The organism is Halanaerocella petrolearia (genome assembly GCF_054657875.1).
The window spans coordinates 1,261,038-1,285,135 of sequence record NZ_BAAHXW010000001.1 but is presented as its reverse complement, the minus strand read 5'-3'; the positions used below and the strand labels follow the sequence as shown (position 1 = coordinate 1,285,135).

The 24,098-nt window shown below is 32.9% G+C and carries 21 protein-coding genes; 19 read left to right on the top strand and 2 right to left on the bottom strand.

Annotation, left to right across the window (positions count from 1 at the left end; genetic code table 11):
* Positions 1 to 16: 16 nt before the first annotated feature.
* From ACYQ39_RS06560 to ACYQ39_RS06550, 3 genes are read left to right on the top strand one after another with little or no spacing between them, the layout of a single operon-like run.
* Positions 17 to 895: an LPP20 family lipoprotein gene (locus ACYQ39_RS06560; RefSeq protein ID WP_459841328.1), complete on the top strand. Its 879-nt coding sequence runs from the start codon at positions 17 to 19 to the stop codon at positions 893 to 895.
* Positions 896 to 907: 12 nt separating this feature from the next.
* Positions 908 to 2,275, top strand: a complete 1,368-nt coding sequence (locus ACYQ39_RS06555; protein WP_459841326.1) for a carboxypeptidase regulatory-like domain-containing protein — start codon at positions 908 to 910, stop codon at positions 2,273 to 2,275.
* A gap of 18 nt (positions 2,276 to 2,293) precedes the next feature.
* Positions 2,294 to 3,355, top strand: coding sequence for a CsgG/HfaB family protein (locus tag ACYQ39_RS06550; protein ID WP_459841325.1), 1,062 nt, complete (start codon positions 2,294 to 2,296; stop codon positions 3,353 to 3,355).
* Between the two features lie 38 nt (positions 3,356 to 3,393).
* Here ACYQ39_RS06550 and ACYQ39_RS06545 read toward each other — a convergent pair whose 3' ends face one another.
* The gene (locus tag ACYQ39_RS06545) at positions 3,394 to 3,891 is read right to left on the bottom strand and encodes a cell wall hydrolase (protein ID WP_459841323.1); all 498 of its coding nucleotides are present in this window, start codon (positions 3,889 to 3,891) and stop codon (positions 3,394 to 3,396) included.
* A 328-nt stretch (positions 3,892 to 4,219) separates the two neighbouring features.
* Here ACYQ39_RS06545 and ACYQ39_RS06540 point away from each other — a divergent pair, with 328 nt between their 5' ends.
* The 11 genes from ACYQ39_RS06540 to ACYQ39_RS06490 all read left to right on the top strand — a co-directional run bounded on the left by ACYQ39_RS06540 (position 4,220) and on the right by ACYQ39_RS06490 (position 17,557).
* Positions 4,220 to 4,504 carry an ArsR/SmtB family transcription factor gene (locus tag ACYQ39_RS06540; RefSeq protein WP_459841321.1) on the top strand — a complete coding sequence of 95 codons (285 nt, stop codon included), beginning with the start codon at positions 4,220 to 4,222 and terminating at the stop codon, positions 4,502 to 4,504.
* 179 nt (positions 4,505 to 4,683) lie between these two features.
* A complete protein-coding gene (locus ACYQ39_RS06535; protein ID WP_459841319.1) occupies positions 4,684 to 7,188 on the top strand; it encodes a CoA-disulfide reductase in 2,505 nt (834 codons plus the stop codon).
* Between the two features lie 152 nt (positions 7,189 to 7,340).
* On the top strand, positions 7,341 to 8,225 hold the full coding sequence (locus ACYQ39_RS06530) for an SLBB domain-containing protein (RefSeq protein WP_459841318.1): 885 nt from the start codon (positions 7,341 to 7,343) through the stop codon (positions 8,223 to 8,225).
* A gap of 23 nt (positions 8,226 to 8,248) precedes the next feature.
* Positions 8,249 to 9,703 carry a GumC family protein gene (locus ACYQ39_RS06525; RefSeq protein WP_459841316.1) on the top strand — a complete coding sequence of 485 codons (1,455 nt, stop codon included), beginning with the start codon at positions 8,249 to 8,251 and terminating at the stop codon, positions 9,701 to 9,703.
* Positions 9,703 to 10,407 (top strand): CpsD/CapB family tyrosine-protein kinase, encoded by a 705-nt coding sequence (locus tag ACYQ39_RS06520; RefSeq protein WP_459841314.1) that lies wholly within the window; start codon positions 9,703 to 9,705, stop codon positions 10,405 to 10,407. Before ACYQ39_RS06525 ends, ACYQ39_RS06520 begins: the two co-directional genes overlap by 1 nt.
* Positions 10,408 to 10,420: 13 nt before the next feature.
* A complete protein-coding gene (locus ACYQ39_RS06515) occupies positions 10,421 to 11,206 on the top strand; it encodes a tyrosine-protein phosphatase (RefSeq protein WP_459841312.1) in 786 nt (261 codons plus the stop codon).
* A 492-nt stretch (positions 11,207 to 11,698) separates the two neighbouring features.
* Positions 11,699 to 11,935 carry a glutathione S-transferase N-terminal domain-containing protein gene (locus ACYQ39_RS06510; protein WP_459841310.1) on the top strand — a complete coding sequence of 79 codons (237 nt, stop codon included), beginning with the start codon at positions 11,699 to 11,701 and terminating at the stop codon, positions 11,933 to 11,935.
* Between the two features lie 221 nt (positions 11,936 to 12,156).
* Positions 12,157 to 13,818: an alpha-glucan family phosphorylase gene (gene glgP / locus ACYQ39_RS06505; protein WP_459841309.1), complete on the top strand. Its 1,662-nt coding sequence runs from the start codon at positions 12,157 to 12,159 to the stop codon at positions 13,816 to 13,818.
* A 348-nt stretch (positions 13,819 to 14,166) separates the two neighbouring features.
* A complete protein-coding gene (locus tag ACYQ39_RS06500; protein WP_459841307.1) occupies positions 14,167 to 14,319 on the top strand; it encodes a hypothetical protein in 153 nt (50 codons plus the stop codon).
* 157 nt (positions 14,320 to 14,476) lie between these two features.
* Positions 14,477 to 14,938, top strand: a complete 462-nt coding sequence (locus ACYQ39_RS06495; protein WP_459841305.1) for a chemotaxis protein CheW — start codon at positions 14,477 to 14,479, stop codon at positions 14,936 to 14,938.
* A 102-nt stretch (positions 14,939 to 15,040) separates the two neighbouring features.
* Entirely contained in the window at positions 15,041 to 17,557 is a 2,517-nt protein-coding gene (locus tag ACYQ39_RS06490; protein WP_459841303.1) for a bifunctional aconitate hydratase 2/2-methylisocitrate dehydratase, read from the top strand.
* 82 nt (positions 17,558 to 17,639) lie between these two features.
* On the opposite strand, the gene ACYQ39_RS06485 is transcribed toward ACYQ39_RS06490, so the two are convergent.
* Positions 17,640 to 18,590 carry a hypothetical protein gene (locus ACYQ39_RS06485; protein WP_459841301.1) on the bottom strand — a complete coding sequence of 317 codons (951 nt, stop codon included), beginning with the start codon at positions 18,588 to 18,590 and terminating at the stop codon, positions 17,640 to 17,642.
* Between the two features lie 139 nt (positions 18,591 to 18,729).
* Here ACYQ39_RS06485 and ACYQ39_RS06480 point away from each other — a divergent pair, with 139 nt between their 5' ends.
* The 5 genes from ACYQ39_RS06480 to ACYQ39_RS06460 all read left to right on the top strand — a co-directional run bounded on the left by ACYQ39_RS06480 (position 18,730) and on the right by ACYQ39_RS06460 (position 24,054).
* Positions 18,730 to 19,662: an AEC family transporter gene (locus tag ACYQ39_RS06480; RefSeq protein ID WP_459841299.1), complete on the top strand. Its 933-nt coding sequence runs from the start codon at positions 18,730 to 18,732 to the stop codon at positions 19,660 to 19,662.
* Between the two features lie 18 nt (positions 19,663 to 19,680).
* Positions 19,681 to 20,529 carry a DMT family transporter gene (locus ACYQ39_RS06475; protein ID WP_459841297.1) on the top strand — a complete coding sequence of 283 codons (849 nt, stop codon included), beginning with the start codon at positions 19,681 to 19,683 and terminating at the stop codon, positions 20,527 to 20,529.
* A 27-nt stretch (positions 20,530 to 20,556) separates the two neighbouring features.
* Positions 20,557 to 21,741: an MFS transporter gene (locus ACYQ39_RS06470; protein WP_459841295.1), complete on the top strand. Its 1,185-nt coding sequence runs from the start codon at positions 20,557 to 20,559 to the stop codon at positions 21,739 to 21,741.
* A 69-nt stretch (positions 21,742 to 21,810) separates the two neighbouring features.
* Complete coding sequence (locus ACYQ39_RS06465; RefSeq protein ID WP_459841293.1) at positions 21,811 to 22,233, top strand: CBS domain-containing protein; 423 nt, start codon at positions 21,811 to 21,813, stop codon at positions 22,231 to 22,233.
* A 165-nt stretch (positions 22,234 to 22,398) separates the two neighbouring features.
* Positions 22,399 to 24,054: a methyl-accepting chemotaxis protein gene (locus ACYQ39_RS06460; protein ID WP_459841292.1), complete on the top strand. Its 1,656-nt coding sequence runs from the start codon at positions 22,399 to 22,401 to the stop codon at positions 24,052 to 24,054.
* The last annotated feature ends 44 nt before the right edge of the window (positions 24,055 to 24,098 follow it).

The following is a 24,098-nucleotide window of genomic DNA, read 5'->3' as shown; positions in this document are numbered from 1 at the left end:
TTAAGGAGGGATGTTAGTGGAGAGAAAGATTGGAATCTATTCATTGGTAGTATTACTATCTTTAGTTAGTTTAAACCTGCCACTAGAGGCTGAAGATAGCTTATTTAATAGTCCCCAAGATTCTAAGACTGATTGGCAGAAATCAGTTATTAAGGCTAAAGGATATGGTGTAGCTCCTAGTTATATCAAGAATGATGGTCATGCTAAGATTATGGCTCGAGAAGCAGCCATTACTATAGCCCAAAGGCATCTTTTAGAACGGATTAAAAAAGTAAAGATTGATGCCCAACAGACAGTAGAGAATAATCAAATTCAATCTGATACAATTATTAAGCGTGTTAAAGGAGCTATTCAAGGAGCTTATATTGTTAAGGAAAAGAAGTTACCTGATAATGCCTATATGGTAGTTATGGAACTTAAATTTTATGGAAAAAATGGAGTTATAAAAGCTATTTTTCCTGAATTAGAAGAGCAAAAAGGTGGTAATAATCAATCTCAAGCGACGATGAACCAGTCTCAAGTTAATGATACTCAAGTGAATATAGAGCAAGGAAGTAGTTATACTGGTATTATTATTAATACTCTTAACTTGAATGTAAAAGCTGCTATGGCACCTAAGATATATAATAACCAAGATCAGTTGATCTATGGTAGGTCTAAAGTAAGACGTAGTAGTGTAGTTAAGAATGGTATTGTAGGCTATACTAGAAGTTTAGCAGATGCTAAAGTGAATCCTAGAGTAGGAGATAAGCCCTTAATTATTAATGCCCTAGGGATTAAAGGTAGATATAAGACTGATTTAGTACTTTCTAAAGCTGATGCTAGAAAAGTTAAACAGATAGGTAAGATCAATAATATCTTTAAAAATTCTAAGCTGATTATTGTTTTAAATTAAGGAGGGAGCTAAGTGAAAAACCGAATATTCTTTAGTATTATTCTAATGGTGTTAACTATAAGTATAGTAGGGTGTAATGATCCGCAGTATATGAATCTAAGAGGTAGAGTTATAGATAATGTTAATAGTCAGCCCCTAGCTAATGTAGAGGTTAATGCTGGGACTAAGACAGTAACAACTAATGCTCAAGGTTACTTTATGATTAAGAAATTACCTGTAGTTGATAATCTATCTAAACAAGATAGAATGTTAAAAGTGACTAGTCCAGGTTACAAGTCTTATCAACAGCCTATTAGGCTACAACCAGGTGATAAATCAGTTGACATTAAACTACATCGGAAGTATATGAATTTAACAGGAAGAGTAATAGATCAATTTACTGGTAGATCTTTAGCTGGAATTAAGGTTGAAGTAGGTAATAGAGTAGTAGAGACAAATGCTAATGGCTACTTTAAAGTTAAAAAAATACATGCTATCAGTAATACTGCAATGAAGAATAGAATGGTCAAAGTAAGTGCCCCTGGTTATAGAACTTATGCCCAACCAATTAGTTTTAGCCAAGGAACAAAGTCACTTAAAATTAAGTTAGAGAATAGAAGAGAAAATAAACTATTTTTTGTTAGTAATCATAGTGGTTCTAAGGATATTTATTTGACTGATATTTATGGTAATCAAATAACTCAATTAACTAATCATCAGGCAGATAATTGGGCAATTGATTGGTCTGCTAGAAGAAAAGAGTTATTATTCTTATCTAATCGAGAAGGTAATACAAATATTTATGCTATGAAATCTGATGGCTCTAATTTAAAGCAACTGACGTATACTACTAGTGATAAAGAGAGTCCAATTTGGATTGGCCAAGATAATATTTTATTTACTTCTAATAGAGATGGTGATTATGAACTATATGTTATGGATCTAGCAGATAGTTATTTACGTCGACTAACAGATAATAGTTATTATGATGGGCAAGCTGCTTATTCAGCTGCTAGAGGTGAAATTGCTTATATTTCAGAAACTACAGGAGAGAGAAAGTTACATATAATGAAACAAAATGGTGATCAAAAATTAGTTTTAAATACAAACCTAGGAACTGATAGTTCTCCTAGCTGGACGCAAGGTGGTAATCAACTCTTATTTACCAGTTTTAGTGCTAATCAATCTAAGTTATATCAGATCAATCCTAATGGTAGTGGATTAAAAGCTAAATTTAAATCACAAGCTAGATTAACTGATTATGATACTATAGAATCTAAAGAAGAATTAATCTTATATCTGATTAATGGTAGAATGAAGTTACAAGCTGATGAGGGTGAAATTAGAAGCATTTTAACTAAACCAGGAATTAACTATTTAGAAGTAATTTGGAAAGAATAAAAGAGGAGGAATAAGATCATGTTAAGAGATTATAATCAATTTATTGCAGTAGTATTATTAGTATTTATATCTGTTACTTTTATAGGAGCTGATTATGCTCAAGCACAGGCTGGAGCTAAGTTTGACTTTGGTTCTGATAATGAGACACTTAAGAAGGTAGGTATTGGTGGTATAATAGTTTTGGGAATCATGGGAATTGTTAATTTAGTTCGTAAACATAAAGAAGAAGAGTATCAAGGGCATTTAAAACGTGGTAAAATGTACTTAGAGCAAGAAGATTATGATGAGGCCATTAATAATTTAAGTCAAGCACAGGACGTCAAAGATACTATAGAAGTAGAACGTCTACTTCATAAAGCTAGAAGTAAGTATCAAAAGAAACATTATCAATTAGGTAATCAATACCTAGAAGAAGGAAATTGGGAGTTAGCTTATCATGAGTTTGAGAAAGTCAAAAGATATGGAAGTTATTTAGATACTCAACAAAAGTATAATCAGGCTTATCGCCACTTACGAGAGCTAAAGTTAAAAAGAATAGCAGTTGTAGAGTTTGAAGACAGTTCTTATGGCTATGGTAATCTAGGTCAACGAGCTACTAGTTTATTTACAGCACAATTACTAGATAAGAATCCGAAATTTATTGAAGTTATTGAGCGAGAGCAGTTAAATGAAGTGTTAGAAGAACAGAAGTTAGGAGCTAGTGGTCTAATTGATTCTTCAACAGCTAAGGATATTGGAAATATTATGGGAGTTGACTATTTAGTAGTAGGTGAAGTGATTAGTGGTGATGTATCAGAAAATAAAGATAGTGAATGGGTAGATGTTTATTATTCAGATGAGGAGAAGAGAAGATACACTGTACAGAAGGTAGCCTATACTCAGATCTTCTTTAAGCTATTGAAAGTATCTGATGGATCAGTAGTGTTAAGTAAACGAGTTAAGAAGAAGGTAAAGTATGAAGATTCTTATTATGAAGGAGATTCAGTTGTTGTTCCTTCTGATAATGAGTTGATGGATGAAGCTTTAACCAATACTGTTGATAGTTTTGCTAGACAAATTTATAATAAATATGAATTATAAAAAAAGAGGCCAACCCTACCCTAGGGTTGGCCCTTTTTTTAGTTAGCAAAGATATGTTTACCAATTCTACGGACTACTCGTCTAGAATAGATCCAATGACTAGTTACTCCAGCGGGATTATAGTAGTAGTTACAGCCATAAGTAGGATCCCAACCACGAATAGCAGCTAGAGTTGCACGGATGGTTTTTGGATTAGGGGTATGAGTCCAGACATGACCATAGGCTACAGCAGTAAAGGCCCAAGGCTGATAGATAACTCCTGGTATGGTGTTAGGAAATTTAGGATTATGAACACGATTCATAATTACAGCACCAACTGCTACTTGGCCTAGAAAGGGTTCACCTCTAGCCTCAGCAGATACAGTTCGAATCATTAACCTTACTTTAGGAGATAAGCTCCAGAAGTCTGGGGCATAAGCTTCAGCCTCTTCTATTGTATTATTAGTTTCTATTTTATCATTAGATTGTTTATAGTAGATAAATGTACTGGTACCAATTAGAGCTAAAACTAATATAAAGACTACCTTCTTTTTCATTTTAATCCCCTCTTTATAGCTATTTGTTATTAGCTTGTTCTTTTAAATGAAATTATATTCGTATTTTTAGTTACAGGTTATTAGTTATGAGTCATGAGTAGTATGCTATGTGCTATCAGCAGATTTTCACGGAGAGTCTGTAGGACTCATATAAACTCTTAGTGAGTAAAGACCATCTACACACAGCAGACGATAGATAGCTGTGGCACGAAAGTGCCACTTTATATCAATAATTTTTCAGTAAGCCGGAATAATACTAATACTTATGCTTGACATTTGCCCAATAATATCGTAATATATAAATACAATGATAATGGAGGGTAATCAAGTGGAAGATATCACAAAAGAGATGAAAGAGTTAAAAGATAAAGCAGAGATTCTAAAAGCACTTTCGCATCCTGTTAGGTTATGTATTGTAAAAGGTCTAATGGAAGAAGAGGGTTGTAATGTGTCCAAGATGCAACAATGTATTGAAATTCCTCAGTCTACTTTATCCCAGCACTTAGCTAAGTTAAGAAACTTAAATATTTTAGAGGGCCAACGGAATGGTGTGGAGGTAAATTATTATGTGATTAATGAAGATGCGAAACAGATTGTTAGTACTTTATTTTAAAATCATTATTAGATTGAGATCAAGGTTAAGGTTAAGGAAACTGAAAGAACTAATGTTAGAAATTTATCATAATTTTTCTTAATCTCAACCTCGATCTTAGCCTTAAATATTCTAAAATTTTGATATATAAATATTATAAACTATTCAAACTTAAACTCAATAATCAAGGAGGTATTTTAATGAGTAATAGAATTTTAATTATCGGTGGTGTAGCTGGTGGAGCTAGTACTGCAGCTAGATTACGTCGGATGGATGAAGAATCTGAAATAGTCATTTTTGAAAAGGGAGAGCATATTTCTTTTGCTAATTGTGGTCTGCCATATCACATTGGAGAGGTGATTGAGGAACGAGAGAAATTACTGGTTCAGACTCCTGAAGCAATGGAAGAAAGGTTTAATATTGATGTTCGTGTTAATAATGAAGTAGTTGAGATTGATCGTGATAGTCAAGAATTAGAGGTTGAAGATTTAGAAATAGGTAAGACATATCGTGAAAGCTACGATTATGTCGTATTATCGCCAGGTGCAGATCCTATTCGACCACCAGTACCAGGAATTGATGGTGACAATATCTTTACATTACGGAATATTCCTGATACTGATCGGATTAAAGGATATGTTGATAGTGAGAATCCAAGGCATGCAGTAGTAGTTGGAGCAGGGTATATTGGTGTAGAAATGGCTGAGAACTTACATGAACGTGGTTTAGAGGTTTCTATTGTAGAGATGGCTCCTCAGGTGCTAGGGCCAATTGATCGAGAGATGGCTGCTCAAGTTCATAATCACTTACGTATGAAAGGAATCGACCTTCATCTAGAAAATGGAGTAGCTGGTTTTGCTGATAAAGATGATAGAAAAGAAGTTGAGTTACAAGATGGTAGTAAACTAACAACAGATTTAGTTATTATGTCTGCTGGAGTCAGTCCTAATATTGAATTGGCCCAAGAGGCTGATTTAGAGATTGGTAAGACAGGAGCAATCAAGGTCAATGATTATCTACAGACTTCTGATGAAAATATCTATGCTATTGGTGATGCTATTGAAGTTACTGATGCTATAACAGGTCAGCCAGCCCATATTCCATTAGCTGGTCCAGCTAATAAACAAGGTCGGATTGTTGCTAATAACTTAGCTGGTAAGAAAGAGAAATTTAAAGGTAGCCAGGGAACTGCTATTGCTAAGGTCTTTGATTTAGAAGTAGGTGCTACAGGTAATAACGAAAAACAACTACAAGAGGCTGGAATTGATTATCAGGTATCTTATATCAATAAGAAGAATCATGCAGGTTATTATCCTGGTGCGGTACCAATGACATTAAAGATTATCTTTATGCCAGAAGAAGGAAGATTATTAGGTGCTCAAGCTATAGGTTATGATGGTGTAGATAAGCGAATTGATGTCTTAGCAACAGCAATTAGATTTGAGAAGACAGTCTTTGATCTACAAGATATTGATTTAGCTTATGCTCCACCATTTGGTTCAGCCAAAGATCCAGTTAATATGGCTGGTTTTACTGCTGGTAATATTTTAAATGATCAAATGGATGTTATTCAGTGGCATGAAATTGATGCTTTAGATGATGATACTATTCTGTTAGATGTCAGAGAAGAAGTAGAAGTTCAGTTAGGTAAGATAGAGGGAGCAGTTAATATCCCATTAAATAGCTTACGAGATAGATTAGATGAATTAGATCAGGATAAAGAGATTGTTGTCTATTGTGCAGTTGGTCTACGAGGTTATATTGGAGCTAGAATCTTAATGCAGAATGGATTTAAAGAGGTTAGGAACTTAGCTGGTGGATACAAGTTATATGATGCAGTTCAGAAAGATAAAAATCATACAGTAGATAATTCAACAACACCTGAAAGAGATAAATTAGCTAGTGTTTCTAATCCAGAAGAAGGCCATGAAGTAGAGGAGGAGATTAATATGGCAACTAAGGCTGAAGGAGAAAGAGTAAAGCTTGATGCCTGTGGTTTGCAGTGTCCAGGGCCAATTATGCAGGTTTCACAGAAGATAAATGAACTTGAAGACGGTGATGTTTTAGAGGTAGTAGCAACTGATCCTGGTTTTACATCTGATATTAAAGCATGGTGTCAGAGTACTGGTAATACATTACTAGATACAGGTGATCAAGGAAGTAAATTTACAGCTGTAATTCAGAAAGGTCAAGCTGGTCAGCCACTTGCTAATACAAATCAGACAGCTCCAGCTAAAAATGGTGCCACAATGGTTGTCTTTGAAGGTAATTTAGATAAGGCAATAGCATCCTTTATCATTGCCAATGGTGCTGCATCAATGGGTAAAGATGTAACTCTGTTCTTTACTTTCTGGGGGCTAAATGTCCTACGGAAGAATCGAGATGTCGATGTAGAAAAAGGACTAATGGATCAGATGTTTGGTAAGATGATGCCACAAGGCAGTAAAGAGTTACCATTATCAAATATGAATATGTTTGGTATGGGATCTAAGATGATTCGGAAGGTAATGGAAAATAAGGGAGTTGACTCTTTAGAGGAGTTAATGAAACAAGCGCAAGACAATGGTGTTAGGTTGGTTGCTTGCCAGATGTCTATGGATGTTATGGGCATCCAAAAAGAAGAATTAATTGATGGAGTGGAAGTCGGTGGTGTAGCTACTTTCTTAAACTCTGCTAACCAATCTAATATGAGCTTATTTATTTAATCTTAACTTTATTATTAATCCTCTTGGCAGCCTGCCAAGAGGATTTTTTATTTTTTTGATAGGAAAAATAACTATTCTATTAACTTGAATAAATTGTAATTTTATTATAAAATTGTAAATGAAATAATATATTTAAATGAAGGTGGTGCATGATGGAAAAGAATCAGATCAACTATTTAGTATCGAGTATTATTTTAATACTGACTTTTTTTATAATTTTTCCAGTAGCAGCAGAAGCCAATTATAAGTTAGCTATTGGAGATCAACTTTATATTTCTGTTTGGGGACATCAGGATTTACAACAAGAAGTAACAGTTGGCCCAGATGGTCAAATTAGTTTTCCTTTAGTAGGCCAGACTAAAGCTAAGGGGTTAACTATTGACAGATTAACTGAAAGGCTTACACATAAATTACAAAAATACATAAAAACTAAGCAGTCTAAAGTGAATATAGTATTAAAAAAGTATGAAGTTGTTAAAGTTATGGTTTTAGGTGAAGTAAATAAACCAGGAGCTTATCAATTGACTTCCGATAAGAGAGTGCTAGATTTGATTTCAGTGGCAGGTGGGACTACTAAAACAGCTAATTTAAATAATATTCAATTAACTCGAGGAGACAAGTCATTATCTATTAATTTAAAGTCTCTTTTGGCAGGAGAAAGTCAAGAAGAAAATTATAAATTACAAGCAGGAGATACGCTATATATATCTGAAGATTTGGTCAAGGTTAGTGTAGTAGGAGAAGTTAGACAACCTGGAAGTTATAAGGTGGAACAAGGAACTAGATTAAGGGATGTATTAGCTCAAGCCGGAGATGTAACTACTAAAGCGTCTAATAAGATTAAATATATGTCACAGGGAAAGAAGAAAATCTTAGATTTAGAAAGATTATTTAACAATCAAGAACAGAATCCTGTATTAAAGGATGGAGATACGATATATATTTTAGAGAGCAAATATAACTTTAAGAAGTTATCTTTTTGGAAAAATGTATTCTTCTTTGTAGGAGGTTTAAATGAGATTAAAGATCTATTATAACTTAGCTGGTAAGGAGGAGAGAGATGGAGAACTTAGAAGAAGAATTTATAGAAATTGATTTAAAAGAATATTTTAAAATTATTTTGCGTTATAAATGGCTTTTGATTATTTTAGTAATGATAGCTATACTAGGTAGTTTATTTATTACCTCTCAATTAACTAAAATTTATCAGACGTCTGCTTTAGTAATGGTTAAAAAGGATCAGGAGATGAGTAGTTTATTTAGTAGCGAGTTGTCAATTGCAGGTTTGAATAGTCAAACTAATAAAGTAGCAACTTACTCTCGAATTTTAAAAAGCCGTCGTATTTTACAGAAAGTAATTAATGATCTTAATTTAAAGAATCAAGATACTGAAGAATCAATAGAGCTTAAGACACTAAGAAATAAAATTAATGTAAATAGGGAGACAGAAGATAACTTAATTACTATCACTGTTAATTATTCTGATCCTGTAGTGGCTAAAAAGATTGCTAACACAGTGCTCGAAAAATTTAAAATAGAAAATCAAAAGATAAACCAGGTAGAATTAAGTGGAGCTAATAAATTTATATCTAGCCAATTAAAACAAGTAGAAAATAGATTGAAAAATATAGAAGATAAACTACTACAGTATAAAGAGAATAAAAATGTAGTCCTTCCTCAAAAACAGGGGGAGATGATTTTAGATGAGTTGACTAAATTACAATCTGCTCAAGCTAAAGCCTCAGTAGAATTAAAGCAAAGTAAAGCTAGCTTAAAGGAAGTAAAAAAGCAATTAGCTAGTCAAGATAAAGAGATAGTTTCTACTAGAACGATTACTAGTAATCCTTTAGTTAAGCAATATCGTTCTCAATTGGCTGATTTAGAAGTAAAGTTAGCTGGTCTTAAAGAGTCATATAGAAATAGTCATCCTAAAATAAATCAAATTAAAACCAAAATAAAACAACTTAAGAATAGATTACAAGAAGTAGTAAAAGAAGTAGTCAGTTCTAAAACTAAAACAATAAATCCTATGTATAATGAATTAAAGCAAAAATTAGTTACTTTGCATACTAGAATAATATCTGTAACCACTCAATTAAATACATATCAACAGCAGATAGATCAAGTTAAGAGCAAGTTGACTGCTTTACCAGAGAAAGAACTTAAGTTGTCTCGTTTAAAACGTGAAAAAATGGTAACAGAAAGTGTCTATACTATGTTAAGAGAAAGAAAGGAAGAAATTGAGATTCAAAAAGCAATGAAAACTTCTAATATTGTAGTAATTGATCCTGCTGTGATAAAAGAAGATCCTATTAAGCCAAAGGTCAAATTAAATGTAGCACTTGCTACTATATTATCAGTTTTTATTGGGTTAGGTATAATATTTATAGTAGAATATTTAGATACAACTATTAAGAATAAAGAAGAAGTAGAACAACTTACTGATTTACCTGTGTTAGGAGTAATTCCAGATATAAAAACTATTGATCAAGAATATAGAAGAGGGGATAATTAATGACTAGAATTAATGTAGGAGAAGAAAAGGAAAAATTAATAGTAGAGTATAATCCTAAGTTACCTGCTTCTGAGTCTTATCGTGAGTTACGAACTAATATTAGTTATTTAAGCCCTGATGAACCACTAAACAAGATAGCTATTACTAGTAGTGTTCCTAGTGAAGGTAAATCATTAACAGTAGCTAATTTAGCTATTTCTATTGCTCATAATAACCAAAAAGTAATTATCATTGATGCTGATTTAAGAAAACCAAGTCAGCATAAGTTTTATGGGTTGCCTAACTATGAGGGTTTAAGTAATATTTTAACAGGTGAACTCTCTTTTATAGAAGGATTACAAGAGACTCAGATTGATGGATTAAGTTTAATTAGTACTGGTTTTGTTCCGCCTAATCCAGCTGAATTATTAAGTTCTTATAAAATGGAAGAAGTAATTAATGCAGCCGAAGAGAAAGCTGATTTTGTAATAGTAGATACACCTCCTGTAATTGCTGTGACTGATGCTACTATTGTAGCTAGAAGGATTGATGGTATTTTATTAGTTGTTGCTTCTTATGAAACTGAAAGAGAAATGTTAGTAGAAAGTAAAGAAAAATTAGAAAAAGCTAATGCCAATATTATTGGAACTATATTAAATAAAGATCCTGTTGATAAGGGATCAAGTTATAATTATAAATATTATGGTATTGACGAAAAAGTTTAAAGTAGGTGGTTAGATGATTGATGTACATACTCATATTTTACCTGGTGTTGATGATGGATTAAAGAATAAAGCAGAAGTATTAAAGATAGCTAAGAAATCAGTTAGGCAAGGAGTCAAAAAGATAATAGCTACACCACATTATGTGCCTAATAAAGATAATTTGTCCTTTCAAGAGATCAAGAGAAAAATTAATTGTTTACAAGATTTTTTAGAAAAACAAGAAATAAATCTAGATATATTGCCAGGAAATGAGGTCTATATTACTTCTGATTTAGCTAAATATGTGCAACAAGAAAGAATAAAGGGGCTTAATAATAGTCGGTATATTCTATTAGAACTACCTATGTTTAAAGTTCCTGATTATACTGATAGTGTTTTTTATGATTTACAAGCATTAGGTTATACTCCTATTATTGCTCATCCAGAACGTTATAAAGAGATTAGAAAGAATCCTAATCTGCTATATAAATGGCTCAATAAAGGAGTTTTAGCTCAGTTAAATGCTGGAAGTTTACTAGGGATGTTTGGACTTCAAGTTAAGAAGACAGCTGAAATTTTAGTAAATCATAATATGGTACAATTAATTGGATCTGATCTTCATTCTGTGAAAAAAAGAGGAGTCTGCTTAGAGGACTCTTTAGTTTATTTAGAAAAATTAGTAGGAGATCAAGCTAAAAAATATTTTATTAAAAACGCCCAGTTAGTAATTAATAATCAGAAAATAAATATTATTCAACCCCAGTATTATAAAGAAAATAAAGGTTTATTAAGCAAATTTAAATTATTTGACTTAGGTTAATTATTTAAAAGGTTGAGGAGGAGTAATATGGGGCTAGATTATATTAGGTTTATGATCTTTATAGCTTGTATAGGAATTTTTCTTTTTTATGGATTATTATTAGTTTTAAGTAAGAAATATAAGATACAGTTATTCTCTAATTTGATTATTATTTGGATAGGTAGCTTAATTTTAGGCAGTAGTATAGGAATTGATTTTTTATTACAAGGGATAAATAAAGTTTTAAAATTTATTATAAAGATCAGTCCACTCTGGATAATAGTATTAACATTAATATCATTAAATTTAATATTATTTTTTTACTTAAAAAGAATTAATAATAAATGATAATTTATAGAATATATATCATCATAGATGTTTAAATGCAAAAATTTGACCTATAGGCAGGAATAATAGATATTAAAGTAAAAAATAATAATAACTATCATTGTTTTGATTCGATTGATAGTTTGTCATATAGCAAGAGTTTAAATATAATATGGAGGGGATAAAATGATTAAATTATATCAATTTGAAACTTGCCCATTTTGTGCTAAGGTAAGGCGTAAGTTAGATGGGTTAAATCTAGATTATGAAAAGGTAGAGGTTCCTAAGGATAAAGATAAGAGAACAACTATCAAAGAGCTATCTGGTCAGATTAAAGTACCAGTTATTCAAGATAGTGATGGTACAGTAGTGCATGATTCAAGTGAGATAGTTGATTATTTAGAAGAGAATTATGGTAATTAGAAAAAATGAAGGTTAAGGAGATCTCCTTAACCTTCATTTTTAATTGGATTAAATTGTATAATAATTAATATTGTCCCTTTAATTTTTCTAAAAATATGATAATATATATAATGAAAATGCTAATAAGTGAAATATTTTTAAGGTGTTTTGCTCATGATAAAGAGTAGATAATATTTTTTTTCAACTGTGCAATCGTTTGAACAAACTAAAGGAGGGGTAGAATGGCTGATAAGAAATCAAAAGTAAGTTATTTCTGCATGGAGTATGGACTAGAGACAGATTTTAATATTTATTCTGGTGGATTAGGTATTTTAGCTGGCGATCATTTAAAGACGGCTAAGGATCAAGATCATCCAATAGTTGGTGTTGGTATCCTCTGGAAACAAGGTTATCACAAGCAGCAGATTGGTGAAGATGGCAGACCATATAATTCTTATCCAATTTATGAGTATGACTTTCTAGAAGATACAGGAGTCAAGGTTAAGGTTGAGATTAGACAGCGTGATGTTTACTGTAAGGTATGGAAAGTAAGTGACTTTGGTAGTGTTGATCTATATCTACTTGATACTGATGTACCTGAGAATAATGGTGCTGATAGATGGATTACAGGCCAGTTATATGGATGGTTTGGCGAAGAGAGAATTGCTCAAGAGATGGTGTTAGGAATTGGTGGGGTGCGAGCTCTAGAGGAATTAGGCATTGAAACAGATGTTTACCACTTCAATGAAGGACATGCCGTCTTTGCTGGAACAGAATTAATTGGAGAGAAGATGGAAGAGAAAGAGATGGCCTTTGAAGAAGCTTTAGAAGACACTCAAGAAGAGATTGTCTTTACTACTCATACACCAATTAAGCAAGGTAATGAAGAACATCCTCACCATCGATTACAGTACATGGGTGCTTATCAGAATCTAACAACAGAACAGATGGTACAGTTAGGTGGAGCTCCATTTAACATGACTGTTGCTGGCCTGAAGTTGGCCCGTAATGCTAATGGTGTAGCACAACTACATAAGGAGACAGCTCGGGAAATGTGGAAACATGTAGATAAGGCTTCACCACAGATTGAGGGAATTACTAATGGTGTCCACCATGGTACTTGGGTAGATGATAGAATGGTAGATGCTTTTGCAGATGGGTCTGAAAATGAAGTTTGGCAGACACATCAAGAAGTAAAAGGAGAATTGGTTGATTATGTTAAAGAGGAAACAGGTGCTGAATTAGATGATAATAAGTTACTAATTGGATTTGCTCGTAGAGCTGCTCCGTATAAGCGTAGTAATTTAATCTTTAGTAAGCCAGAGGTAATTGATAAATATCTTAAAGAGGGTAAGGTTCAGATTATTTTCTCTGGTAAGGCACATCCATTAGATGATACTGGAAAAGAGATTGTTACTCGTTTAGTAGAGATGAGCGAAAAGTATCCAGATAGTGTTGTCTTCATTGAAGATTATAATATGACTACTGGTAAGATGTTAACTCGTGGTTGTGATGTCTGGTTGAATAACCCACGTCGTCCTAAAGAAGCTAGTGGAACTTCTGGTATGAAAGCTGCAATGAATGGAGTTTTAAATGTAAGTATTCTTGATGGTTGGTGGCCAGAAGCCTGTCGTCATGGTGAAAATGGATGGGCTATTGGTACTGAGCCTAAGACTGCTAACGACTTTACTGGAACTCATGAGGAACGAGTTGAAAAGCTAGATGAATATGACCTACAGAATCTATATGATGTCTTATTAGATGAAGTAGTTCCTACTTATTATGATAAGCAAGATAAGTGGGTTGAGATGATGAAAGAAAGCCATGAAGATACTTATGAGAAGTTTTCTGCTAAGAGAATGTTAGATGAGTATTATGAATTAATGTATGACCCAGCAGAGTAATATTGATATAAAGCTGTGAGCTATGAGTTGTGAGTCGTGGGCTAAATCAAAGTCAAAAACACAAAACAGCACATATATCTTAAAATAAGGATTAGATTTTGAATGTAATGGTTTTGAATTGGCTCATAGCTTACAGCACACGGCTTACGAATATGTTACTGGAAGTGGCATAATATATTAAGTTTAGCTTTATAATATTATAATTAAAATAAGGTAATAAGGTGATTTTTAACAATTACTCACTGAAATGGTTTGCATAAGTATATAAAATTTGGTATAGTAACTGACATAAGAGATAGAAGTCATCATATCACTATAATTTTTATAAGTATATAAGGAGGGGTAGCGATGCGTAGTAAGACTACATGTCAGGATTGTGGAACTAAAAATTATACAGTAGACCATTACTGTGGTAATTGTAGCAGTGATTTAAATCAGCAGACTAGAAAGAAGTTTTCTAATCCTATTCATAAATTAATTATCAGTCTATTTACATTTTAATTTAAAACAAGAGCTAGCCAATAGGCTGGCTCTTTTTGTTTTTTTGGAGTAATTAGCAGGTATTTAGATTAATTATAACTAATAATTTAAGTAAGTATTAGTAAATGTTTAGCTAGATAATAAACTTATTGAAGGTAATTAGTAGGGGGATGATATAATGGATACAGATCAGTTTATTGTTTTTGAAGTTGGGACTGAAAAATTTGGAATTAAGATTACAGAAGTACAGGAGATTATCAAGCCTCAGCAAGTAACAAGTTTACCTAGAAGTGCTGATTTTATTAAAGGTATTATTGAATTAAGAGGTGAAGTAATTGTAATTGTTAACTTAGGAGAGCGACTTGGTATAGGTGAAGTTGCTGAAACAGAAGGTAGAGTCTTAGTAGTGAATATTAATGGTGTTAATGCAGGATTGGTTGTTGATGATGCATCTGATGTAGTACAGATTAATACTGATCAGATTAAGAGCCCACAAGGTAATATGGCCGGTATTAAGACAGAATATTTATCAGGAGTAGCCAAATTGGATGAAGAACTAATTATTCTATTAGATTTTGAAGCTTTATTCTCTGATACTCAACAAGCTCAATTAGAAGAAATAGCCCAAGAGAATATTTAGTTTAAATAAATCTTCCCTTGGGGAAGATTTTTTCTTTAAGTTTGTAAATTTATAATAATTAATGTATAATTACTGACAAAAGATGATTAGGAGGAGTAGAGAATGCAGCAGACAGAATTATTGGATATGTTAAAAGACTATAAGAAAACAGCTTTAGAACGACAGAATGCTTATGATTTACCACCACGTCCATTATCTAAAGAACAAGTAGAGGTTATAATCAATGGGTTAACACTAACTGGACTTGATAATGAAACTTTTACTATCTTTAGTGAAGAGAGGGTAGATCAGTTATTGCTTAGACTTTTGGCTCAGGAGATAAGAAGGGGTACTTTCCCATCTTCTTATGCTAAAGCCGAAGGTTTAGCTAAATTTGTAGCTAGTGATTTAGAAAGTAATTATTTAACAGATAAAGAGGCTTTAGATCTATTGGATAAGATGCAAGGAGGAGCTGCTAGTAAAGAATTAATTGGTTTAGCAGCTAAAGGTTATTTTGTAGAAGAGATAGTTGACATTTTAAAGGATACAGTACTAGTTAATCAAGATGAATTTAATAAATTAGTTGAATTATCTCAAGAGCAAGAAGAACTTATAGAAGTTATTAAAAGCTGGGCCAACCGTGAGTTTGCTCAGGACTGGCAGTTAGAAGATAAGTATCAAGGCTTATCAATTAGGGTAGGTGACAATATTACTACTGGTCACTTAAGTCCTTCTAAGAATGCTGATAGTCGAACTGATCAACCACTACATGCTCAATTTATTATGGATGGTCGAGAAGATGAAGAGGACTTTATGGAGCGACTAGTAGAATTAAAAGAAGAGAATGATGATATCTTTTTTGTAGCTGGCAAAGCTTTAGGTGAAGGTTCTTCTCGTAAGTCAGCTACTTATACTATGTTACAGGTCTTAGGTAAGCCAGTTGATGGTGAACCTGAAAAGAAGGAAGGTGGAGTAGTAATTGCTAAAAGTATTGCTCCAATCTTCGAGAACTCTTTAGTTGCTTCTGGTATCTTACCAGTTAAGTGTGATACAGATAGTATTGCTGAAGGTGATAGTTTAGAAGTAGATGTAGTCAATGAGAAGTTAATCGTTAACGGTGAAGATGAGATAGATATTACGCTACCAATTCAGTACAACTTAGATAAGGTAGCAGCTGGCGGTATGACCTACTTTGATGCTGGGAATGAACTACAGCAGTGGGCTGCTAATTATTGCCAAGAGCAGGAGATTGACTTTGACCAGTCTAAGTTACCTGCTGAGGCAGAAGAAGAGGAAGAACGACCACCGCAGACTTTGGCCCAAAAAATAGTAGGTATGAATCGAATTGATGGTAAAGATACTATTTTACCTGGAGAGACAGCAACAGTTGAGATTAGAGGTGCTTACTCTCAAGATACAACAGGGCCAATGACTTTAGATGAGTATCAGTCTATGGCTGGTGGAGACTTTGGTGCTGACTTTGTTGTTCAGTCACTATGCCATACAGGAGAGTGTCCATCTAGTGAAGATAGAAATAGACATCAGTTTATGCGTGATTTTGTTACAGAACGTGGTGGAGTCTGCTTAAAGCCTGGTGAAGGAATTATTCACACTATTGGTAACCGTTTTGTTTTACCAACAGATGTTATAGTTGGTGGTGACTCACATACTAGAACACCAACTGGTATCTCTTTCCCAGCGGCTTCTGATATTATAGCAGGAGTTATGAAGTATGGTAAGCAAGATCTAACAATGGATGAATCAGTTAGAGTTGTCTTTACTGGAGAACCTCAAGAAGGAGTTACAGCCCGTGATTTAGTGTCTACTTTAGTTGTTTATGCTGAAAAGACAGTAGGTAAGGATGTCTTTAATGGGCGAATTATTGAGATGGAAGGTGTTGACTTCTTAAGCCATGAAGAGCGGTATATTCTAACTAATGCAGTAGCTGAACGAAGTGCCTCAGCCGGAATTGTACCAGCTGATGAGGTAACTTTAGAGGCATTAGAAGAAAATCTAGATTATTTAAAGTCAAGATCAGATGCAGATACTTGTCCATCAGTTAAGAGGACTATTAAGGCTGTAGAAGACTTCTTAGCTGATCCAGTTCTACCAGAGGCTGATGAGGATGCTCAATATGCTGCTACTATTGAGATCCCTCTAGATGAAGTAGGAGAGCCTCTAGTAGCTAAACCACATCACCCTGATAATGTGGCAGAGCTGTCTGAAGTAGCAGGAGTTGAATTAGATGAGGTCTTTATTGGTAGTTGTGTAGGAGGAAACTTAGGTAGTATCCAAGCAGCAGCTGATATTGTAGATGGCCATAAAGTTGATTTAGATGTTAACTTTGTAGTTAGCCCTGCTTCTTTGGATATTTATAATCAGTTGGCCCAAGATGGTAGCTTAGAGAAGTTGACTAGAGCAGGTGCTACAGTAATTATGCCTGGCTGTGGTTTATGTATGGGTAATAAACGCCGAATTGGTTCAGGAGCTACGGCGTTAACTACTACTACTCGTAACTATCAGTCACGAATTGGACCAGCAGATTCTAGAACTTATTTAGGAAGTGCTCATGTAGCAGCTATGGGTGCTATTTTAGGTAGGTTCCCAACTGTTGAAGATTACTTTAAATTATATAATTAAGTTGTTAGTTCCCTCTTGCTTAGGGCAGGAGGGAATTTTTTATAGGCTTATGGGCTTATAGACTTATATAGGAATAGATAAACTAAAAGGAGAGTAGGTTTAGTTGGTTAGGTAGATTTTGAAAGTTAATATTCAATTTAGGTTCCTCTTCTGTAGTAGTTACTTGGGCTACTAAGTGGCAGTTATTATCGAAGTTGGCTAGTAATTGTTGATCTTGGCAACTAACATGGACTTCTGTAGGTAGTTTTAGTTCTGTAAAGTCGGCAATAATAACTTCTGGTTCAGCTATAATTAAATAATAAGGGCTATAACCTATCAACCATTTAAATATTCTCTGTACAGTTCGTTTATGATTGATTTCATTTAGTAGTTGTTGTAATTTATTAAGTAATTCACAATGGGATTCAGTAATCAACTTATTAGCTTCTGATTTAACTTCAGGTATTGTCTGTAGATTGTTAACTAGCTGTTGAGAACTTATCTGCTTTAAATTATTAACTCTATTTGTTATTTTAAGATTAAGATCAGATAAATGGTTGCCCTCATATAAAGTTATTCGTAGGTTAATATGATTGTCTTGTCTTTTATCTTCTGGTAATCGATCTACAATCATTTTTGTTAGTTTGTCAGAGATATAATCTTCTTTAAGCCAAGTCAAAATATTATCAGCAAAACCATAGTACTTTTGTTGTACAATATCAGGTAACTTCTGAAATTCATTATAGTCTCTCTGTTGTTCAACTCTAGTTCGTTTAGTATACTGGAATATGAAGTTATTCTCTTCTTTAAAGCTAAGTTCTTCAATGGCATAGCAGATAATATATTCTAGTAAGTTATGGTTAGTAATCATAATCTCTTGATTTAAAAAATTTCTAAATTTCTTGATACCAGGTTCAGTGATTAGATACTGATTATCTTTATAGTGGACTGAATTCTGATTCTGATTAGCAAACTGTTGTAATTCTGCTTGGATCTCATGTTGTTCTAAATTAAAAAAGTTAGTTAAGTTTTGAATGGTAAAAGCTTTACTCATGCTTCTTCCCTCCTTTATAAATATTATAGTAGTTAATAATTAAACTTCAAGTTAAATAGACTTCTTTTTATTATATTATTTTTTAGCTTAGTTGTCAGTGATTAATATGATAATTTAGATTTAATAGTGTTAAGAAAGGATGATAATAATTAATTTTTTAACTGTTTTTAACCAAACATTGATTTTATTTCTATTGTTGATGGTTGGTTTTGTAATTAAGAGATTAAGAATTGTAGATGACAATCTTAGTCAAAATCTAACTAATTTAATTATTTATGTGACTCTACCAGCCTTGCTAATTGATTCTATGAATTATGAATTCAGTCTAGAACGATTAACCCAATTAGGTACTGTCTTTATTACTGCTCTTGGTGTCTATTTATTAATGATAGTAGTATCTTATTTAACAGTTAATATATTATCTGCCAAAGGTTCAGCTAAGGATATTTATCAATTCATTTTAATCTTTGCAAATGCTGGTTTTATGGGGTATCCAATGGTCAAAGTTATCTATGGTACTTCAGAGGTCGTCTTTTTAGCTGCTATATATAACTTGGTCTTTAATGTTCTACTTTGGAGTCTAGGAGTCATAATTATGACTCGCAGCCAAGAGGATAGTCATGGATTTAGCTTTCAGAATTTAATAAATCCTGGTATTATTTCTATTGGTATTGGTTTTTTCTTATTTCTATTTTCAATTAAATTACCAGAACCTATTTCTCATACCCTAAAGATGTTAGGAGAGACTACAACTCCTTTGTCAATGATTGTAGTAGGATCTATCTTGGCCCAAGTAAGTTTAAGTGAGATTTTTTCTAACTTTAAATTATGGGGAGTAGCTATAGTTAGATTACTAGTATTACCTATTTTAACCCTTTTAATCTTAAGTAACCTTGCTTTAGATCCATTGGTTTTAGGAGTAGTAGTTATTTTAACAGCTATGCCAGCAGCAGCTAATACAGCCATCTTTGCCCAGGAGTTTGGAGGAGATGAAGCTCTAGCTTCAGAAGGAGTATTTTTAACTACCTTATCATCTGTACTAACTATTCCATTAATCGTTTATTTATTATAGTTGTCAGGAGGAATAGTAATGAATGAAGAGAAGATAGGTTATTTGTTAGTTGTTTGTACAATGTTAATCTGGGGTAGTATTGGAATTATAGTGCGCTTGATTCCTTATGTCTCTCAACTGATAGTTTTTTATAGGGTTTTGTTTGCTTTTCTATTTTTAGTTGGCTTTGTTTTTTTGCAGAAGAAGGAGTTAGAATTAGATAAGTTAAAGAGTCATAAATGGATCTTATTTAGTAGTGGAGTAGCTTTAGCCTTAAATTGGATCTTCTTCTTTCAAGCTGTTAAGGTAACTACAATTGCTAATGCTACTTTAAGTTATTATACAGCTCCTATTATTGTTACTATATTATCTGTTCTGTTTTTAAAGGAAGATCTTACTAGTCGAGGTATAGTAGCTTTAGTCTTAAGTTTTTTAGGTATTGGTATTATGTTTTCTCAAGGAGGGCATAATTTAGAATTTAGTAGTTGGCAGGGCATTGGCTATGGTTTAGTAGCAGCCTTCTTTTATGCAATCTTTACAGTTGTTAATAAGTTCATCACTGAGATTAAATCCTACTTATTAACTTTAGTACAGACAGGAGTAACAATGGTAATTTTGTTACCGATAATCTGGAACTATCAACAACCAGATAAAGAATCATTATTGTTATTAATTATATTAGGAGTTATACATACTGCGCTAGCTTTAGTTCTTTATCTAAAAGGTTTAAAGTTGAGTAAAGTACAGGATGTAGGCGTTTTAAGTTATTTAGATCCTGTTAGTGCTATTTTATTGGCTTTTATATTTTTAGGTGAAGTTCCTACTGGAGTTACGTTGCTTGGTGGTAGTCTGATATTAGTTGGTAGTTACTTAGTAGTTAGTGATTAGTGTTAGTATGGGGTAGGAGGGAAAATTGTGAAGAAGAGTTCAAGTTATAAGCGTTTGTCAGCCTTAGCTTTTAGTATGATTTTAGTCTTTGGTATCTTTATGAACTTAAGAGGAGTAGTTAATCCTTTAATTCAACAGGACTACAAGATTAATTATTCTCAATTAGGTTTTGTGTTAGTCTTTTTTTCTATGGGAAGTATCTTAGCTACCTCTTCTAGTGGTATACTAATTCAAAGGTTCAGTCTTAAGAAAGTATTTTGGGCTGGTTTATTAATAGCTAGTTGTGGGCTGTTGACTATTAGTTATGTAGATAATTATTATCTTCTAGTATTGGTTATGACAGTTATGGGAGTTGGTTTAGGAGTTATAAATATATCATCTAATTCTCTAGCTTCTCGTATCTTTACAGAAAATAAAGGCCGAATGATGAATTTATTCCATCTCTTTTTTGGGGTAGGTAGTTTCTTAGCTCCAATTTATGCTAATCAAGTATTTAAATTAGGTTTTGGTTGGGAAGGAACTTATTCTTTTGGAATATTAATAGTTATAGTTCTCTTCTTATATAGTTTGACTTGTGAATTCCCACAGGAAGAAACAGAAGATAAAGAATCTAAAGTTTCAACCAAAGAGTTACTGACCCATCCTAAAGTTATCTTATTTATAATTATGTTTTTATTCCATGTAGGTTCTGAATTAGGAGTCAGTAGTTGGTTAGGAGTCTATTTGGATGATGTGCAAGGCAAAAGTAAGGCAGAAATTAGTTTTTATCTCTCTACTTTTTTTGCATTATTTACTATAGGAAGGTTTTTAGCCAGTATTATAGTAGAGAAAGTAGGATATTTACGTTTAGTGTTATGTAGTGTATTAGGAGCTATGATTTCTATTTTATTAGGATTAGTAGGGCCTGATTCTTTTGCTCTTGCTTTTTCTGTCTCAGGTCTATTTTTAGCCATTAACTTTCCTACTATGCAAGCTGCTATGTTTGAGGTGTTTGATGATGATATAGCAGCAATTTTAGGTTTAACTTTAACTGCTGGAGGAATGGGTAATGTAGTTTTTGCTAATTGGTTGATTGGATTTCTTAATGATTTATTAGGAGTTGAACTTGGATTTGGTATCGTTCTCATTTATCTATTGATTTTATTTAGTGCAACAGTTTATTTAAGGTATAAATGTCTTAAGCAAGAAGAATTATCAGTACAGCAAATTTAGTTAAATTTGTTATGTTTAAATTTTGGCTAGTTGTATATCCTAATCTTGAAAAGGAGGAGGATATCAACTATGAGACTTAGAGAGGTTATGACTGATGATGTTTCAGTAGTTGGCCCTGATACTACTGTTAATGAAGCTGCTCAAGTAATGAAGAATTTGAATGTAGGGTCTGTACCAGTCTGTGAAAATGGAAAGGCGGTAGGAATTCTTACTGATAGAGATATTACTATTCGAAATGTTGCTAATGATGGAGATGCTAATGCTCAAGTAAAGGAGATTATGTCTGATGAAGTAGTCTGTGGAACACCAGAGATGGATGCTCAGAGAGCTGCAGATGTAATGGCATCTAATCAAGTCAGACGATTGCCAATAGTAGAGAATGAAGAGTTAGTTGGGATGGTTGCTTTAGGTGATTTAGCAGTTAATAATCGTCTAGAGATGGAAGCTGGTAGTGCTTTAACTTACATTTCTACTCCTAGTAAACCTGAATAGTTGCAAGTAAAACCCTCTACTTTTAAGTAGAGGGTTTTTTTAGGCGCCTCATCTATTAGTAATAAGTAAATTGTTTGATTTTAGATTTTAAAAGGAGTTTTAGTAAAATAATAGAAAACTATAATTAAGGAATTAATTTTATTTAATAGATGGGGTGATAATAATATGGAAAGGCTGAAGAAACTTTTTAGAGTAGGTAAGAAGAAGATAAATGAAGCTTTTAAATGGGGGCTAGAAAAGGTAGGTTTAGACAAGTTATTGGATAGAATTAGTATTACTGGTAGTTTACAGATAGGATTTGCTTTAATTTTAATGATTATTTTAATAGTTGTAGGGGTAGTTTCTTATAATACTTATCAGATTACACAAGAAATTAAATCTGTTCAACATAGGATAGTACCTGCTGTTAGACTTAATGAAAGTATCTTACGTGATGTTGATAGTAGAGTGATTAGAACCTATAGTTGGTTAGCTGACTTAGGTAATTTTAATCCTGATGGCAATAATGTAGTTAGTGGTGGGATTAAAGCAATGAGATCTTTTATTAAGGGTGATGAAGGAATTAAACGACTAGATAAGTTGGAAAGATTAAATAATCAGTTAACCGAACAAGGTACTAAGTTGAAAGAAACAGATCCTGACTCTTATGAAAGAAGGGCAATATCTTCTAAAATAGATCAAACTACTTTTAAAATTAGATTAGCTAATGCATCTTTAAGTAAGTATAATATAAAACGATTAAACAAGAATATAAGACAGATATCTAATTATAGTAAAAAGATTAGGGAGAGAATTAAATTAATTGGACTATTCGTTTTAGCTTTTTCTTTGTTTTTAGGAATTGTTATTATTAGAGGAGTTAAAAATGTTACTGTAGATATTAAAGGGAAGACAGAAGAAGTATCTGATAAGGCTAATGCAATATCTGAAATTTCTGATGAGATAAAAGAAATAGCTGATCATGTAGATGAGAAGTTGACTGCTTCATTTAGTTCTATTCAAGAATTGACAACTGGTAATAATGAAGTAGCCAATGCAGTAGAAGAAGTTTCTGTAGCAATTCAAGAAGTTTCAGTTGGAGTAGAGAATTTATCTACTCAAGCAGAGAATATATCAGAGATTGGTGAAGAGACCTATCAAGCATTACAACAAGCTGACCAGAGAATCGAGCAAGGAAATGAATTTGCTCATAATGCTGCTGATACAATGGAGAAGTTACAGCAGAGTGTTAATCAGATTGGTCAAATTTCTAATCAGATTATGCAGATAACAGATCAGACAAACTTGTTGGCTTTAAATGCTGCAATTGAAGCTGCCCGGGCTGGTGAACATGGACAAGGTTTTACTGTAGTAGCAGAAGAGATTAAAGATTTAGCTGATGAAAGTATGGAAGCTACTAAAGAAGTACAAGAAATAGTCAAAGAAGTAGAAGTAGCAGCTGAAGAAGCTGTTGAGGCTATGGTGGCAGAAGAAGAAGGAGATGATGATAGTATTGTTGGTATTTTTGATGAAATCAATCAGATGTCTACCAAAGTTACATCTAAAATGGAGCAGGTTAAAGAAGCAGCTAATGATCAGGTGGCAGCTAGTGAAGAAGTAGGGGCGTTGGCCCAACAGATTTCTGCTTCTAGTCAAGAAGTATCAGCTCAAAGTCAATCTTCTCTTTCTTCTACTGAAGAGATTAAAGAGCTAATGGAAGAAGTTACTGTTTATAATACTGATTTATACTTTAAAATCAAACAGCAGGTTGAGAGTTCACAAGAGCAGTTAGAATTAATGAAAGAGGTAAAGCAAGCTAATGAAAAGTTAAAGAGTAGTTAATGCTAGATTTAGACATACCAGTGATGGTATGTCTTTTTTATGTA